The organism is Pseudomonas sp. CFBP 13719 (genome assembly GCF_014842095.1).
Taxonomy (GTDB): domain Bacteria; phylum Pseudomonadota; class Gammaproteobacteria; order Pseudomonadales; family Pseudomonadaceae; genus Aquipseudomonas.
The window spans coordinates 698,894-713,862 of the sequence record NZ_JACYVB010000003.1; the positions used below are offsets into that span (position 1 = coordinate 698,894).

Annotated in this window: 13 protein-coding genes and 1 pseudogene; 4 read left to right on the forward strand and 10 right to left on the reverse strand. The window is 63.7% G+C overall.

Going from position 1 to position 14,969, the window contains the following annotated elements:
* Positions 1–27: 27 nt before the first annotated feature.
* Positions 28–1,161 (forward strand): FMN-dependent L-lactate dehydrogenase LldD, encoded by a 1,134-nt coding sequence (gene lldD, locus IFT57_RS13450; protein WP_192151704.1) that lies wholly within the window; start codon positions 28–30, stop codon positions 1,159–1,161.
* 10 nt (positions 1,162–1,171) lie between these two features.
* Here the strand turns inward: lldD and IFT57_RS13455 are convergent, their stop codons facing one another.
* The 4 genes from IFT57_RS13455 to IFT57_RS13470 form a co-directional block, all read right to left on the reverse strand.
* Positions 1,172–1,630 (reverse strand): YfcE family phosphodiesterase, encoded by a 459-nt coding sequence (locus IFT57_RS13455; protein WP_192151705.1) that lies wholly within the window; start codon positions 1,628–1,630, stop codon positions 1,172–1,174.
* 224 nt (positions 1,631–1,854) lie between these two features.
* Positions 1,855–2,256 carry an ExbD/TolR family protein gene (locus tag IFT57_RS13460; RefSeq protein WP_192151706.1) on the reverse strand — a complete coding sequence of 134 codons (402 nt, stop codon included), beginning with the start codon at positions 2,254–2,256 and terminating at the stop codon, positions 1,855–1,857.
* A 1-nt stretch (position 2,257) separates the two neighbouring features.
* Positions 2,258–2,983 carry a MotA/TolQ/ExbB proton channel family protein gene (locus IFT57_RS13465; RefSeq protein WP_192151707.1) on the reverse strand — a complete coding sequence of 242 codons (726 nt, stop codon included), beginning with the start codon at positions 2,981–2,983 and terminating at the stop codon, positions 2,258–2,260.
* An 82-nt stretch (positions 2,984–3,065) separates the two neighbouring features.
* The gene (locus tag IFT57_RS13470) at positions 3,066–3,881 is read right to left on the reverse strand and encodes an energy transducer TonB (RefSeq protein WP_192151708.1); all 816 of its coding nucleotides are present in this window, start codon (positions 3,879–3,881) and stop codon (positions 3,066–3,068) included.
* Positions 3,882–4,354: 473 nt separating this feature from the next.
* On the opposite strand from IFT57_RS13470, the gene IFT57_RS13475 reads away from it, so the two are divergent.
* Positions 4,355–5,455, forward strand: a complete 1,101-nt coding sequence (locus tag IFT57_RS13475; protein ID WP_192151709.1) for a sigma-54 interaction domain-containing protein — start codon at positions 4,355–4,357, stop codon at positions 5,453–5,455.
* A 157-nt stretch (positions 5,456–5,612) separates the two neighbouring features.
* On the opposite strand, the gene IFT57_RS13480 is transcribed toward IFT57_RS13475, so the two are convergent.
* From IFT57_RS13480 to IFT57_RS13500, 5 genes are read right to left on the reverse strand one after another with little or no spacing between them, the layout of a single operon-like run.
* A complete protein-coding gene (locus IFT57_RS13480) occupies positions 5,613–6,833 on the reverse strand; it encodes an acyl-CoA dehydrogenase family protein (RefSeq protein ID WP_192151710.1) in 1,221 nt (406 codons plus the stop codon).
* 46 nt (positions 6,834–6,879) lie between these two features.
* Positions 6,880–8,592, reverse strand: a complete 1,713-nt coding sequence (locus IFT57_RS13485; protein ID WP_192151711.1) for a dipeptide ABC transporter ATP-binding protein — start codon at positions 8,590–8,592, stop codon at positions 6,880–6,882.
* Positions 8,589–9,452 carry an ABC transporter permease gene (locus IFT57_RS13490; protein WP_122715605.1) on the reverse strand — a complete coding sequence of 288 codons (864 nt, stop codon included), beginning with the start codon at positions 9,450–9,452 and terminating at the stop codon, positions 8,589–8,591. The genes IFT57_RS13485 and IFT57_RS13490 overlap by 4 nt, the downstream gene beginning before the upstream one ends.
* Positions 9,449–10,441 (reverse strand): ABC transporter permease, encoded by a 993-nt coding sequence (locus IFT57_RS13495; RefSeq protein ID WP_192151712.1) that lies wholly within the window; start codon positions 10,439–10,441, stop codon positions 9,449–9,451. The genes IFT57_RS13490 and IFT57_RS13495 overlap by 4 nt, the downstream gene beginning before the upstream one ends.
* Positions 10,438–12,105, reverse strand: coding sequence for an ABC transporter substrate-binding protein (locus IFT57_RS13500; protein ID WP_192151713.1), 1,668 nt, complete (start codon positions 12,103–12,105; stop codon positions 10,438–10,440). Before IFT57_RS13500 ends, IFT57_RS13495 begins: the two co-directional genes overlap by 4 nt.
* Before the next feature lie 314 nt (positions 12,106–12,419).
* Between IFT57_RS13500 and IFT57_RS13505 the strand changes: the two genes are divergently transcribed.
* A complete protein-coding gene (locus tag IFT57_RS13505; protein WP_192151714.1) occupies positions 12,420–12,662 on the forward strand; it encodes a CopG family ribbon-helix-helix protein in 243 nt (80 codons plus the stop codon).
* Positions 12,652–12,935, forward strand: a pseudogene (locus IFT57_RS13510) (type II toxin-antitoxin system RelE/ParE family toxin). The gene IFT57_RS13505 and the pseudogene IFT57_RS13510 overlap by 11 nt, the downstream one beginning before the upstream one ends.
* A gap of 113 nt (positions 12,936–13,048) precedes the next feature.
* Here IFT57_RS13510 and IFT57_RS13515 read toward each other — a convergent pair.
* Positions 13,049–14,872, reverse strand: coding sequence for an ABC transporter ATP-binding protein (locus IFT57_RS13515; RefSeq protein ID WP_244657309.1), 1,824 nt, complete (start codon positions 14,870–14,872; stop codon positions 13,049–13,051).
* Positions 14,873–14,969 lie beyond the last annotated feature (97 nt).

A 14,969-nucleotide genomic window follows, 5' to 3' on the forward strand; every position in this document is an offset into this window, starting at 1 on the left:
TCTTCACGTCAGGGAGATGGCGCGCCCATGATCATTTCTGCCTCTACCGATTATCGCGCTGCGGCGCAGCGCCGCTTGCCGCCGTTCCTGTTCCACTACATCGACGGCGGCGCTTACGCCGAGCACACCTTGCGACGCAACGTCAGTGACCTGGCGGACATCGCCCTGCGTCAGCGGGTGCTGCGCAACATGTCCGAGCTGAGCCTGGAAACCCAGCTGTTCGGCGAGACCCTGGCCATGCCGGTGGCGCTTGCGCCCATCGGCCTGTGCGGCATGTTTGCCCGTCGTGGCGAGGTGCAGGCAGCCAAGGCGGCGGATGCCAAAGGCATTCCGTTCACCCTGTCGACGGTGTCGGTCTGCCCGATCGAAGAGGTCGCTCCGGCCATTTCCCGGCCGATGTGGTTTCAGCTGTACGTGCTCAAGGACCGCGGCTTCATGAAGAATGCCCTGGAGCGGGCCCGCGCCGCCGGGGTGAAGACGCTGATCTTCACCGTGGACATGCCGGTGCCCGGCGCCCGCTACCGCGATGCGCATTCGGGCATGAGCGGCGCCAACGGGCCGATGCGGCGCATGTGGCAGGCCGTGACGCACCCAGCGTGGGCCTGGGACGTTGGTCTGCACGGTCGTCCGCACGATCTGGGCAACATTTCCACCTACCACGGCAACCCGACCGGGCTTGCCGACTACATCGGCTGGCTGGGCAGCAATTTCGATCCGTCGATTTCCTGGAAGGACCTGGAATGGATTCGCGAGTTCTGGGACGGGCCGATGATCATCAAGGGCATTCTGGACCCCGAGGATGCCCGCGACGCGGTGAGCTTCGGGGCCGACGGCATCGTGGTGTCCAACCATGGCGGGCGCCAGCTCGACGGCGTGTTGTCCAGCGCACGGGCGTTGCCGGCGATTGCCGATGCGGTGAAGGGCGATCTGGCGATCCTCGCCGATTCGGGGATTCGCAGTGGGCTGGACGTGGTGCGGATGATCGCGCTGGGGGCCGACACGGTGCTGCTGGGCCGGGCATTCATCTACGCCCTGGCGGTGGCCGGGGGCGCCGGTGTGAGCAATCTGCTGGAGTTGATCGAGAAGGAGATGCGCGTGGCCATGGTGCTGACCGGGGCCAAGTCGATCAGCGAGATCGGTTCGGATTCGCTGGTGCGTTGAGCGGTAGGCATCACGGCAGCAGGTGGACCAGTTGCGGGTGCACAGCGCCGGGCTGTACGTCGAGCACGACCAGCGTGACGGGCATTTTGAAACGGCGACGGCCGGCACTGCCGGGGTTGATGTAAAGGCAGTCGCCGCGCCACTGGATCAGCGGTTTGTGCGAGTGACCGGTGATGACCAGGCGGGTGTCGCTGCGCAATGCAGCGGGTACGTCGGCCATGTCGTGGATGAGCAAGGTGGGCCAGCCTTCGAGGTCGAAATGCAGCAGGTCCGCCACCGAATCGGCCCATGGCATGCCAACATCGTTGTTGCCGGAGACGACCTGCACCGGGGCAATCGCGGAAAGTTGCTGGACGATGTCGCCCTTGCCGATGTCGCCGGCATGAATGATGCGCTCGCAGCCCTGCAAGGCCGCCACCGCTTCGGGCCGCAACAGGCCGTGGGTGTCGGAAATGATGCCTACTTTCACTGTCGAGATCCTGAGTGAGTCGTGGGGATCTGGACTGTGATCTACCTGGGCAGGTTCCCCCAAGCCCAATCCATCGACCGCAAGACCTTCACCGCAATCCTGCCGATACTGCGCGGTGAGCCCTTCGCGGGCGCTGACCGCTCCTACGGGGGATCCGACACTTCCGTAGGAGCGGTCAGCGGCCGCGAACAGACGCTGCGGTGTGTCAGGTGCATGCGATAACACTACTTGGCAGTGATCACCGCCAGTTTGGTGATGCCCGCCTTTTCGATGGAGGCCATGGCCCGGGCCACTTCGCCGTAGTTGACGCCGTCATCGGCCTGCAGCTGTACCCGCACATCAGGGTCCTTCTGCCGTGCGTTCTGCAGATTGACTTGAAGCAGCTCCGGCTGGATTTCGTCCTTGTTGATGAACAGTTTCCCCTGCCCGTCGATGCTGACCACCAGCGGGTCCTTCTGCTCGGCAGGCGCCACCGCTTCGGTCTTGGGCAGGTTGATCGGGATCGAATTGGTCAGCAACGGCGCGGTGACGATGAACACCACCAACAGCACCAGCATCACATCCACCAGCGGCGTCACGTTGATCTCGCTGAGCACTTCGTCCGTGTCCTGGGTCGAAAAGGCCATGTCAGGACGCCTCCTTCACTTTGTGGCCGGAAGCCGCACTACCACTGCGAGCCAACGCCGGATGTTGCAGCACGCGGAAAGAGTGCTTCTGCGCCAGGCTGTAGAAGTCATGGGCGAAATCGTCGAGGTCTGCAGCAGTCAGCTTCAGGCGCCGCAGAAAATAGTTGTAGACCAGTACCGCCGGCACCGCGACGGCAATCCCCACTCCGGTCGCCACCAAGGCTGCGCCAATGGGTCCGGCCACGGTTTCCAGACTGGCCGATCCGGCTGCGCTGATACCCTTGAGCGCGGACATGATTCCCCATACCGTCCCGAACAAGCCAATGAAAGGCGAGGTACTGCCGATGCTGGCCAGTACCGCAAGGCCCGTCTCCAGCGAACGCCGCTCACGCACGATCTGCTGACGCAGGGCCCGCTCCAGCCGATCCTGATGATTGATGGCCTGGCTCAGGTCGGCCTGTGCCTGCTCGTTGACCTGGATGGCCGCATAGCCCGACTGCGCAACGCGGGCCGCCGCACCTGGTTGTTCCTGCGCCAGATGGGCCGCCGAATCAAGGCTGGAAGCGGCCCAGAACTGCTTGTGAAACTTGCGATCCTGCCCCTTCAGCCGGGCGAACTGCAGCCCCTTGAGCAAGGCCAGGCCCCACGTGGCAACGGAGAACAGGATGAGCAGCCAGATGACCGAGTGCTCGACGGAAGTGAAAGGCGATTCTGTCAGAAGATTCATGGTGAGGCTCTCTGTAGCAAGGCGATAGGTAGTGCGATGCGCCTTTGGTCAGGTAGCCCGCTTGGTGCAGCAAAAAAGTTGATCAGCGCAGTTTGAAATCGATCGGTACGCTGACCCAGCCGTCGACCGGGTCGGCGCCCCGTTTGGCCGGAACGAAACTCCAGCGCTTCACTGCCGCCAGTGCGGCGTCGTCGAGCTGACTGCGACCGCTGCTGGTTTGCACCTGGATTTCGCTCGGCTTCCCGCTGGCCAGCACATGAACGCGCAGTAGTACGGTCCCTTCCCAGTTGCGACGCATGGCCAGGGCCGGATACTCGGGTGCCGGATTGTGCAGGTAGCCGGCATTGGCCGAGGCGGGTGTCACCGCTTGCGGCGCAGCAGGTGCCGGGGGCGTGGGCGGCGTCGGTGCGGCCACGGGTTGCGGCGGTGCAGGCGGTTGCACGACCGGTTTGGGCGCAGGCTTTGGCACCGCTTTCTTGACCACGGGCTGGGGTTTGGGCTTGGGCTTGGGCGGCGGCGGTGCTGGCCTGGCCGCCAGTTCATCCTCTACAGGCGGTGGCGGTTCGACAACGGGCGCGACCGGTTCGGGCGGTGGCGGTGGCGTCTCTACCACCGGCGGTGGCGCCGGCTGCGAAAACTCGATCGTCATGGGTGGAATTTCTGGCGGCACCGTCGGCAGTACAGGCGTCGGAGTCTGACTGATCCAGTAAATCACCGCTCCATGCAGCACCAGCGCGAACACCCCCAGCAGCACACCTTCGCGGCGACCGAGGATGCGCTTCGGCGCACGTTGCAGACGCAGCTCGCCCAAGGGCTCGCGGAACACCCGGCCCAGGTCGAGCACTTCGCCGGGCACCGGATGCCACCGCACCTCCAGGGCGGCCTTGAGGTTATTCATCAATTACTCCTGTTGACGGCTGATCGTGAAGAGACAAGTCCAATCGGCCTCTTCGGCGGGCGAATGATGTTCAAACTCGACGGGTTCGAAAAGTAATTATTTGTTATCCCGAACTGCCTATCTGGCATAAGGGAAAGTTTGTGATTTAGCGCGTGCAATTCACTGTTGACTGCAGAACAGCTGAACAACTTAGCTGTTGCGCAGGCAACAACGGGTTGATTCGAGAAATATTCATTTCTCCAGCAGAATTAACCAGTTGCGCTCTACCGACAACGACCTTGCAAGCCGAGCAGGTGCATCGACGGACCGTCACGTTTTTTACGTCACGACATAAGCTAATGCTCATAAGGTATTTAACGATCGTTTTTTATATCCTTTAGTATCCCTTCCAGTGTCGCAGTGGCTGCCCAGGCAGCGCAGATGTGGCTTTAGATTGACTCATTCCTTTTACTCTGCACTTTGAAGGCGTCGCCATGCAGCTTTTGACACTCCCCCCATCGCCCGCCCTCGCCACCTCCATTCGCGCCACTGCCCAGGTGTTCGAAGACCCGAAGTCCAAGGCTTTGCTGGCGCATCTGGAGCAAGTGGCGCCCAGCGAAGCGAGCGTGCTGATCATCGGTGAAACCGGCACCGGCAAAGAGCTGGTCGCGCGCCATATCCACAACCTCAGCGGGCGGCGCAACAAGCCGTTCGTGGCCGTCAACTGCGGGGCGTTTTCCGAGTCGCTGGTGGAAGCCGAGCTGTTCGGCCACGAAAAGGGCGCCTTCACCGGCGCGCTGACAGCCAAGGCGGGCTGGTTCGAGGAGGCCAATGGCGGAACCTTGTTTCTCGATGAAATCGGCGACCTGCCGATGCCGATCCAGGTCAAGTTGCTGCGCGTACTGCAAGAGCGCGAAGTGGTACGCCTGGGTTCACGCAAGAGCATTCCCATTGATGTACGGGTATTGGCGGCCACCAATGTGCTGCTGGAAAAAGCCATCAATGCCGGTAACTTTCGCGAAGATCTTTATTACCGGCTGGACGTGGTCAACCTGGAGCTGGTGCCATTGCGCGAAAGGCCAGGCGATATCATCGCGTTGACCCGACACTTCCTCGATGTGTACTGCAAGCGTCTGGGCTACAAGCAGGCCACGTTGTCGCCCGAGGCAGAACACAAGCTGCTGCACTACAGCTGGCCGGGCAATATTCGCGAACTCGAGAACGTCATTCACCACACCTTGTTGATCTGCCGCAACGGCGTGATCGAGCGCGACGACCTGCGCCTGTCGAACATGCGCATCGAACGCGCCGATGACAGCCCGACGGTGGACGATTCGGTGGAGGCTTCACTGGATCGGCTGTTCCAGCGGCTGTTCGACGAACAGGTCGGCGATCTGCACGAGAAAGTCGAAGAGGCCCTGCTGCGCTCGGCCTATCGTTTCAGCCATTGCAACCAGGTGCACACGGCCAACCTGCTGGGCCTGAGCCGCAACGTGACCCGCACCAGGCTGATCAAGATGGGCGAGCTGGCGGTGAACAAAAGGCGTGCTGTTTCCGATCAGCCCGATGCTCGGGTGCTCAGGCTGTCAATCTGAACCAGCCTCTCGCGGCCGCTGACCGTTCCTGCAGAGGGAGAAAACCGTAGGAGCGGTCATTGGCCGCGAAAAGGACGCCTCGGTGTAGCAGGCACTGCGCGGTGAAGCCTTCGCGGCCGCTGACCGCTCCTACGGTAGATGTCGGGTCGATTGTCTTTCAGAACAATCCCGACGTCGGGGGCGGTGTGCCCTTGAGCTGCCAGGTGCCCACCGCCGCGGCCTTCCAGTCGCGGGGGTTGTGGTTGGCCACCGTGCGGGCGTTGCGCCAATGCCGGTCGAGGTTGTGGCCACGGCCCGTGGTGGAGGCACCGCCCACATCGAACACCCGCTCCGCCGCCTTGAGCGCGCATTCGGCGGCGATGTATTGCGCCTGCGCCACCTCAATCGCGGCCTCGTCCACAGCCACCGGATCGAGCCCGGCCGCCCACGCGCGATCGATCGCTTCGGCAGCCTTGAGCACCACAGCCTCGGCCGTGTATGCACGCGCTGAAATCTCGCCCACGCTCAACGCCACATAAGGATCGTCCACCGACTGCTCGGCACTGCTGTGCTTGATCGGCCGGGCATGATTGCGCGCAAACGCCACTGCATCGTTCAACGCATTGCGGGCGATCCCGGCCTGCACCGAAGCCAGGAACAGTTGCAGGAACGGTGTGACCAGCGTGCGCTTGCCCTCTTCCACCGTGCGTGTGCGGACCTCGTGGGCATACACCTGCACATTGTCCAGCCGCGTCGTGCCGCTCGCCGTCAGGCGCTGGCCCATGGCGTCGAAGTCATCCAGCAGCACCAGCCCTTCGCGGTCACGGGGCAGGATGAACGACACGGGCTGGTCGTGCTCGTCCAACGCCACCGCGCTGATCCAGTCGGCGTACAGCGAGCCGGTGCTGTAGAACTTGCTGCCGTTGGCGCGGTAGTGCTCGCCTTCGCGCACGATGCGGGCGCTGATGGCGCCGTTGGCACCGCCGACCTCCCAGCCGGCGTTGCCCAGCACCACACCTTGCAGGTAACGGCCGAACCAGAGCTGACGCTCCTGCTCGGCACCTTCGGCCCGGGACACCAGCAGCCCTTCGATGAAACCGAAGCCGGGGCGCAGTGCCTGGGCAACATTGGAGTCTGCCGACGCGATGCGCACCAGCAGGCCGATGACGTCCCTGACCGAGCCGCCAGGGCCGCCGTAACGAGCAGGAATACGCAGGGTGTAGAGCAGCGCCTGGGCAATCTGCGCGACGGCCTCGTAAGGCAGTTGACGATCACGTTCGCGCGCCGCGGCGCCGGCAGCGATGGCGGGCAGCAGTTGCTCCGCGCGTGCCAGCAATTGCGCCACGCTCAACGGCGCTTCGGGTGCAGTGGAAGGGATGACTTTGGCAGCTTGAGTCATGAAAGTTTCCTGTCTGAAAATAGGTAGAAAGAGCAACGCAACGCCTTCAAATGGCGATCTTCCACAAGCGCGATTCATCGAACAGCAGTACAGCGTTTTCCGGCTCCAGCGGGGGCACCTGCAACGGCACGCCAGCGCTGGGCAGCCGTGGTACCGCACCCAGCAAGCGTTGGGTATACGGGTGCCGTGGCGACTTGAACAACTGCTCGACCGGCGCGTGCTCGACCACCTGACCGTGGCGCATCACCAGCACCTCGTCGCTGACATGGCGGATGACGCCCAGATCATGGGAAATAAACAGGTAGGCCAGGCCCAGTTCGGCTTGCAGGTCGGCGAGCAGATCCAGCACCTGGGCCTGGACCGAGACATCCAGTGCCGACACCGGCTCGTCGCAGACGATCACCTTGGGGTTGCTGGCGATGGCTCGGGCAATCGCTACTCGCTGGCGCTGCCCACCGGACAATTGCAGGGGCCGACGCGCGGCCAGCTCCGCAGGCAGGCGCACCTGTTGTAGCAGGCGGCGTATGTGCGGCGCTTGTTCGGCCGCCACGACGCCGGCCACGTCCAACGCATCGGCAAGAATTTGCCCGACGTTCCAGCGCGGATCGAACGAACTGAGCGGGTCCTGATAGATCACGCTGATGTCGCGGCGCAGCGCTCGGCGCTGGCTTTCGGCGACCCGTGCCTCGGCGCTGCCGTTCCAGGGCTGATCGAGGAAGCGCACCTGGCCATCGTCTGTCTCGAGCAGCCCCAGGGCCATGCGCGCCACGGTGGTCTTGCCCGAACCGGATTCGCCGACAATGCCCAGGGTCTGGCCGGCACGCAGCTCGAAATCGACGCCGTCGACCACCTGGCGCACCTGTTGATCAGGCCCTACATAACGCTTGCCCAGGCCGCGGGCGTTCAACAGCACTGGCTGATCGAGGCGCGACGTGCGGGCGATCACGGCGGTACGCTCACCAGGGCTGAGCCGGGTGCCACGTGCATGCTCGGCCGGCACCGCATCGAGCAGGCTGCGGGTGTAGGGATGGCGCGGCGCGGTCAGCACCTGATGCATGCTGCCCTGCTCCACCACTTCACCGTGCTGCAGCACCAGCACCTCATCAGCCAATTGCGCCACCACTGCCAGATCATGGCTGATGATCAACAACGAACTGCCTTGGGCTTTGATCTCCTGCAGTACACCGAGAATCTGCGCCTGGACAGTGGCGTCCAGTGCGGTGGTCGGCTCGTCGGCGATCACCAGCCCTGGATCCAGAGCCAGGGCGCTGGCGATCAACGCACGCTGGCGCAGGCCGCCGGACAACTCGCCGGAGCGCTGGCGGGCACGCAAGGCCGGTTCCGGTACGCCGACCCGTTCCAGCAGTTGCAGTACCCGCCCGGCACGGGAAGCACGGTCGCCCCAGCCATGGGTCTGCAGCACTTCGAGAATTTCCTTGCCGACCGGCCGCAGCGGGTCGAGCGAAACCAGGGCATCCTGCAGCACGAAGCCGATGTCCTTGCCGCGCACTCGACGCCACTGGCGGTCGCTCAAGGCCAGCAGGTCGAGATCACCGTATTGCAGGCGGCGTGCCCGCACCTGCGCGCCCTCTCCGGCCAGACCGATCAGGCTGCGCGCGGTGACGCTCTTGCCCGATCCGGATTCGCCGACCAAGGCCAGGGTCCTGCCCGGTTCCAGGGTGAACGACAGGTTACGCACCACACTCTGCCCTGCGAACTCCACGCTCAGGCCTTCGACGATCAGCGTCTTGTGGCTCATGTCAGGCGACCCTCCAGGCGTTGTTGCAGATAGCGACCGGCAACGGTGGTCGACAAGGTGGTTAGAACGATGAAGAGCCCGGGGAAAAACGTCAGCCACCAGGCGTTGGCAATGAAGTCGCGGCCCATGGACAGCATGGTGCCCCACTCCGGCGTCGGCGGCCGTGCACCCAGGCCGAGGAAACTCAACGCCGAGGCCCAGACGATGGCCTGACCGACGCCCATGGTCAGGGTCACGATCAGCGGGCGCATGGCGTTGGGCAGCAGCTGTCGCCAGATGATGCGTCGAGTCGGATGGCCCAGGGCGCGCGCCGCTTCGATGTAGCCGGCGTTGCGCACCGCCAGCACCTGCCCGCGGACCATCCGCGCATACCCCGGTGCAGCGCCCAGGCCGGTGGCGATGATCAGCGGGCCGATACCACTGCCGAAAATAGCCACGAACAGCAACGCCAGCACCAGGCTGGGAAAGGCGAACAGCACTTCCAGCAACCAGCCCACGCCGCGGTCGGTGCGCAGCCCGCCCAGGCCGCCCAGCAGCCCGAGGACAATGGCGATGCTCATCGCCAGGGCCGTCGCGGCCAGGCCAACGAACAGCGACAGGCGCGCGCCGTGGATCACCCGTGAATAGATGTCGCGACCGGACTGGTCGGTACCGAACCAATGCGCCCAACCAGGCGGATGAAAGGCGTCGCGCGGGACAATGGCCAGCGGGTCGCCGTGAGCGAACAGCTGCGGTACCACTGCGGCCACGATCACCAGCGCCAGGAAGCCGATGGCTAGACTTGCGCCCCAGCGGATTCGTAGAGCTCGACGTTGGCTGCGCAGCGGCAGTGCCGGGCTTTCGAGGATCAGATCGCTCATGCCAGGGTTTCCTTCTGCCGTGGGTCGATCCACTGGTACACCAGGTCGACGAGAATGTTGGCCAGCACGTAACCGGCGGCTACCACCAGGCTGATGCCGATGGTCAACGGCAAGTCCTGAAGCTGTACCGCCTGATACAACTGACGGCCCAAGCCCCTGCGCGAGAAGATCACTTCAATCACTACGGCACCGCTGATCAGCGCACCGATCGCCCAGCCCGACAGTGACACCCCCGGCAAGACGGCATGGCGCAGCGCGTGCTTGAAGCGCACCGCCACGTCACTCAGGCCACGGGTGCGCGCTGTCAGCACGAAGGGTTGCTCCAGGGTCAGCTCCAGGGATTCGCGGGTGACCTGGCCGATGAAGCCGGCCAGCGGAACCGCCAGCGCTATCGTCGGCAGCACCAGGGTCCGCCAGCCGTCGCTGCCTGCCGGTGGGAACAGGCGCAGGCCGAAGGCGAACACCGCCAGCAGCACGATGCCCAGCCAGAAATGCGGTAGGGCGGCGCACAGGGTTTCAGCCAGGGACGCCAGGCGCCCGATCCAGCTGCGGCGGCCTGCGCTGAACACGGTCAGGGCCAGCACCAGCAGCCACGCCAGCAGCAGCGCGCTGAGCGTCAGTTCCAGGGTCGCTCCGGCCTGCTCGGCCAGTACCCGCGTGACCGGCATGTGCTGGGAGTAGGAAACGCCCAGGTCGCCTTGCACCAGGCGCACCAGATACAGCCCGTACTGAACCGCCAGGGGCCGGTCAAGGCCGTACTCGCGGGTGACCTCGGCGATGGTTTCCGGAGTCGGGTTGCCGCTGGGTCCACCGAGGATGGCCTGCACCGGATCGCCCGGCATCAGCCGCAGGGCGAAGAAGGTCAGCGTCGCGACTGCCCATAACACCAGCAGTCCACCGCCCAGGCGCACGGCGGCGCGGCGGCCCAGGCGGAGCAAACGCTGGCGGCGCGGGTCCGGCGGCGCGACGGTTAGGCGTGTCGTGGTCATTTGTTCACCCAGGCGTCATAGAGGTAGGTCACGGCCAGCGAGGGTTCCAGACGAACCCCTTGGGTCGTCTTGTAGATGCCCAGCCGGGTGCTTTGCGGATAGGTGGTCAGTTGCAGGTATTGGCGGGAGGCAACGGCTTGTGCCTGGCGGTACAACGCCTGGCGTTGGCTGGCGTCCTGAGTGGCCAGGGCCTGTTGCACCAGATCGTCGAACTGCGGATCGCTGAAGCCTGCGGTGTTCTGGTGATAGCCGCCGACACCCGCAGGCTGGATGAACGCGCTGCTGAAGATGATCCGCAGCACGTCGGCGGTGTTGGTATTCCAGTAGCCGACGCGGATGTCGTAGTCCCAGTCGGCCTGGCGTTTGGTCGCCTGCACATCGCTCATCTGCTCCATGATCAGTTCGATGCCGGCCTGCCGCGTGGTGGCCTGAACCTGCTCCCACAGGGTGAATTCCGATGGCGGCGTGCGGTTGCCGAGGATCACCCTCACCTGCAGGCGCTTACCGTCCTTGAGGCGATAGCCGTCCTCGTCGCGACGGGTCCAGCCGGCTTCCTCGAGCAGTCGTGCCGCGCGCGCCGGATCGTAATCCTGGGCGTGTTCGAAGTCGGGGCTGTAGAAGCGCGTGGCGTTGCTCAGCGGACCACCGGCGCGGGGAAACTCGCCGAAGTAGACGCTTTTCAAGGCACCTTCGATGTCGGCGCTGCGCACAAAGGCTTCGCGCACCTTGATATCGCTGAACGGCGCACGGCGGATATTCAGGGTGCCGTTGGTGGGGTTGCCGGGGCGCTGGGCAATGATCAGCTGCAGGTCCGGATTGCGCCGCGCCGCTTCGTGGGATTCGGGTGGCAGCGCCTCGATCACGTCCACTTCACCGGCCTGCAGTGAAGCGAAACGCACGGAGGGCTCCTGGATGAACTTCCAGACGATGCGCTCCAGATAGGCTGGCCCCTGATGCCGGGCAGTGGGTGGCGCCGAGTTGTAGTGCGGATTGCGTTCAAGCACCACTTGGCTTTGACGGTCCCAGCGCACCACCTTGAACGGGCCGGTGCCGACTGGACTTTCGCAGTTCACATCACGCGAGCGCAGCAGCGCCTGGGGGGATTCGATGCCGAGGAAACCTTGCGCCAGCACTTCCAGAAATGCTGCGTAGGGTGTGGCCAGGTGCACTTGGGCGGTGGAGTTGTCGAGGACATCGGTGCGTTGGTACTGACGGATGTAACCGCCCGCGGTGCTCGACTGGGTCTTGGGGTTGGCCATGTGGTCGAGGTTGGCCTTGACCGCTGCGGCGTTGAACGGCGTACCGTCGGTGAAGCGCACGTCGTCGCGCAGGTGGAAAGTGTAGGTCAGGCCGTCGGGCGAAATCTCCCAGCTTTTCGCCAGCCATGGCCCGATATGACCTTCGGCATCCATCGACACCAGTGAATCGAGGACTTGCTGGGCGAGAAACACTTGCGGCATGTCGCCGGCGACGTGCGGGTCCAGGCAGGTCGGCTCGCGGTCAGTGGCATAGATCAACGTACCGCCGCTGACGGGAGTGTCGGTGCGTGCCGCGGCAGCGCGATGGTTGTCACAACCGCCAAGCAGCAAACTGACGGTCAACAGGCTGGCCCACGCGATGCCTGCGTGGAGTGTTGCGGGAGAACGCGGATGAATGTCTGGCATGGGTCGGGCTGCGCCTTGTGTCGATGCTGAAGCTCACAAGGGGTGATTGCACAAGCCATGCCGACTGCTCTGCCCCGTCGTTTCGGGGCTTTCCAGCGTTGTGTAGATGAAATGACGAGGCATTTTGTTGAAATGCTGTTGCCTGGCAGACAGTTGCTGCGCAGGAGCCTTTCGAGTGCTGGATCATCTGATTTGACCAGCGTCGGAAAAAGCCGCTGTCGCGAGCGGCTTCATACATACCTCGCGACAACCCGCCAATGCTCAATGGGTTCTGCGGTGTAATATACCCACCGCCACTCAACGCCGAGGTTGCCATGACTGGTATATCGCTGAACCTTCCGGAAGATCTGTCCAACTCTCTTGCGGACCTTGCCAAGAGCCATGGCCAGAGCGCGAGCTATCTGGCCATGGACGTCCTTCGCGACTACATCGAACATGAAAAAACATTGACAACGCAAATCGAGCAGGCGGTAAAGGAAGCCGACAACGGCAAATTTGCCGATGAGGAACGAGTCGCAGCCATGCGTGCCCGGCGTTGGAGTCGGAATGTGGGTTGAATGGCTGGAAAAAGCCCTCAAGAACCTAGAGGACGAAGCCAACTACATTGCGTTGGAAAATCCGAAAGCTGCAGATGATTTCGCAGAAGCAATCTTCGCAAGTGTCGATAAACTCGCGCAGTTTCCTACGATGGGTCGCGAGGGTCGGGTCAAACACACACGCGAGTGGGGGGGCCGAACTGGTCCTATCTGATTCCGTACCGGATTTGTGGCGATCGCCTGCAGATCCTCGGGATCTTCCACACAAGGCAGCGGCCACGCTCTAACTGGTGATGTGCACGACCTTAGCGAGGGCAATCCTGAATGCCCTCGCTGTGCAATAGCTTCAGTAAGCAAGCACATAGCTCGCCCCACGCACCGCTATTCTCCGGCGAATCACGATCAGGCTACGCCGACGCGGCTTCTTCGTCGTACGCGTTCTGCGCCTGGCGGCTCCATAGGCGGAAGTATTGGCCCTGCTTTGCCAGCAGGTCATCGTGGGAGCCGTCTTCGATGATGCGGCCGTCCTCGAACACCAGGATGCGGTCCAGGTGGGCGACGGTCGAGAGCCGGTGGGCCACGACGATCACGGTCTTGTCCTGCATGATTTCGTCGAGTTTCTCCTGGATGAAGCGCTCGGTGATCGAGTCCAGCGCCGAGGTCGCCTCGTCCATTACCAGAATCGGCGCGTTCTTGAGCAATACCCGGGCAATGGCAATACGTTGGCGCTGACCGCCGGAAAGCTTCACACCGCGCTCCCCTACCAGCGAATCCGCACCTTGGTCCATGCCGTCGATGAACGCGCTGGCACCGGCGCGATGGATCGCCTGGGCCAGTTCCTGCGGGCTGGCATCCAGCCGTCCGTAGTTGATGTTTTCGGCAATGCTGCGGTGAAACAGGCCCGGTTCCTGAGGAATCAGGCCGATCTGCTGGTGCAGCGAATGCTGGGTCACGCTGCGCACATCCTGCCCGTCGATCAGCACCTGGCCCTGATTGACGTCATACAGCCGCAACAACAGGTTGAGCAACGACGATTTGCCCGAACCGGACGTGCCGACCAAACCCACCCGCTGCCCCGCAGGGATCGACAACTGCAGGTGTTCGAACACCGGCTTCTGCGGCGAATAGCCGAAACTCACGTCGCGAAACTCGATGGCGCCGCGCACGGCGGCGAGCGGTTGCGCATCGGGCTCGTCCACCACTTCATGGGGGCGGATCAAAGTGCGCACGCCGTTGGCGATGTTGCCGGTGGCCTCGAAGAAGTCCAGGAAGCGCCGCGACAGGTTGGCCACGTCGGTGATGATCAACAGCGACAGGCTGGTAGCCATCACGAAGGTCGCGATGTCGATACTGCCCAAACGCCACAGGTACAGGGCGATCAGCAGCATGCCGACCTTGAGCGACATCCCGCAGATCGACTGGAACCAGCGAATCTTCTCCATGTAGCCGAACGAGCGACCGGCCGCCTTCAGTTCACGGTCCAGGTAATCGCCCAGGTAGCGATGCTCGAACGAATGCCGGGCGAACAGGCGGATGTTGGTCAGGTTGGACACCGCATCCACCACCTTGCCGTTGCTGGTGCTGCGCGCCGCCGAGTATTGCTGGGACAACGGATGACTGCGCCTGGCTAGGAAATAGCAGACGGTGATGAACGCCACCGACCAGCCGAGCATGAACAGGGCCAGCCAGATCGACGCGGTTGCCAATACCGCCACGGCCAGGGTCAGGGTGACCAGCAGCGGAATCAGGTCGAACAGCAACAGCGCCAGCGCCTGGCCTACGCCCATGGAGACTTCGGAGATCTTGTGTGCCAGGGCGCCAGCGAACTCGCTGCTGACGAAGCGATGGGAGTGCCGCTGCAGGTAGGCGTAGACCGCGTGGGTCACGGTGCGCCGTTGGAGTGGCAAGACCCGGATGTGCGCGCCGGTGGCGCCACGAGTGCACAGCACTTCGAGCACCAGCAGGCCGGCGAACAGCATCAGCGGCGGACCCAGGGTCTGCCAGTCGAGGTCGGCGACGTTGGCGTTGCTCACCACTCGGGTGATCTGCCCCAGCACCCAGGGCACCAGCACCGTGCAGGTGACCGCCACGACCTGCAAAAGGAGAATGGCCAGGTACCAACCACGGAAATGGCCGACGAAAAAGCGGGCGAAGGCAAAAGGCGTGTCCGGCAGCGACTGGATGTTCCAGCTGCGCAGGGCATGTTGACGATCCTTGTACGAGGGTTTCAAACGGTAGTCTCCAAGTGTCAGCGGCGCGAGCCGCGTTTGGGGTGTTGCGTTTCTACTGGTGCACCGCGTATGCCGCCGACGCGGCTTGCACCGCTGC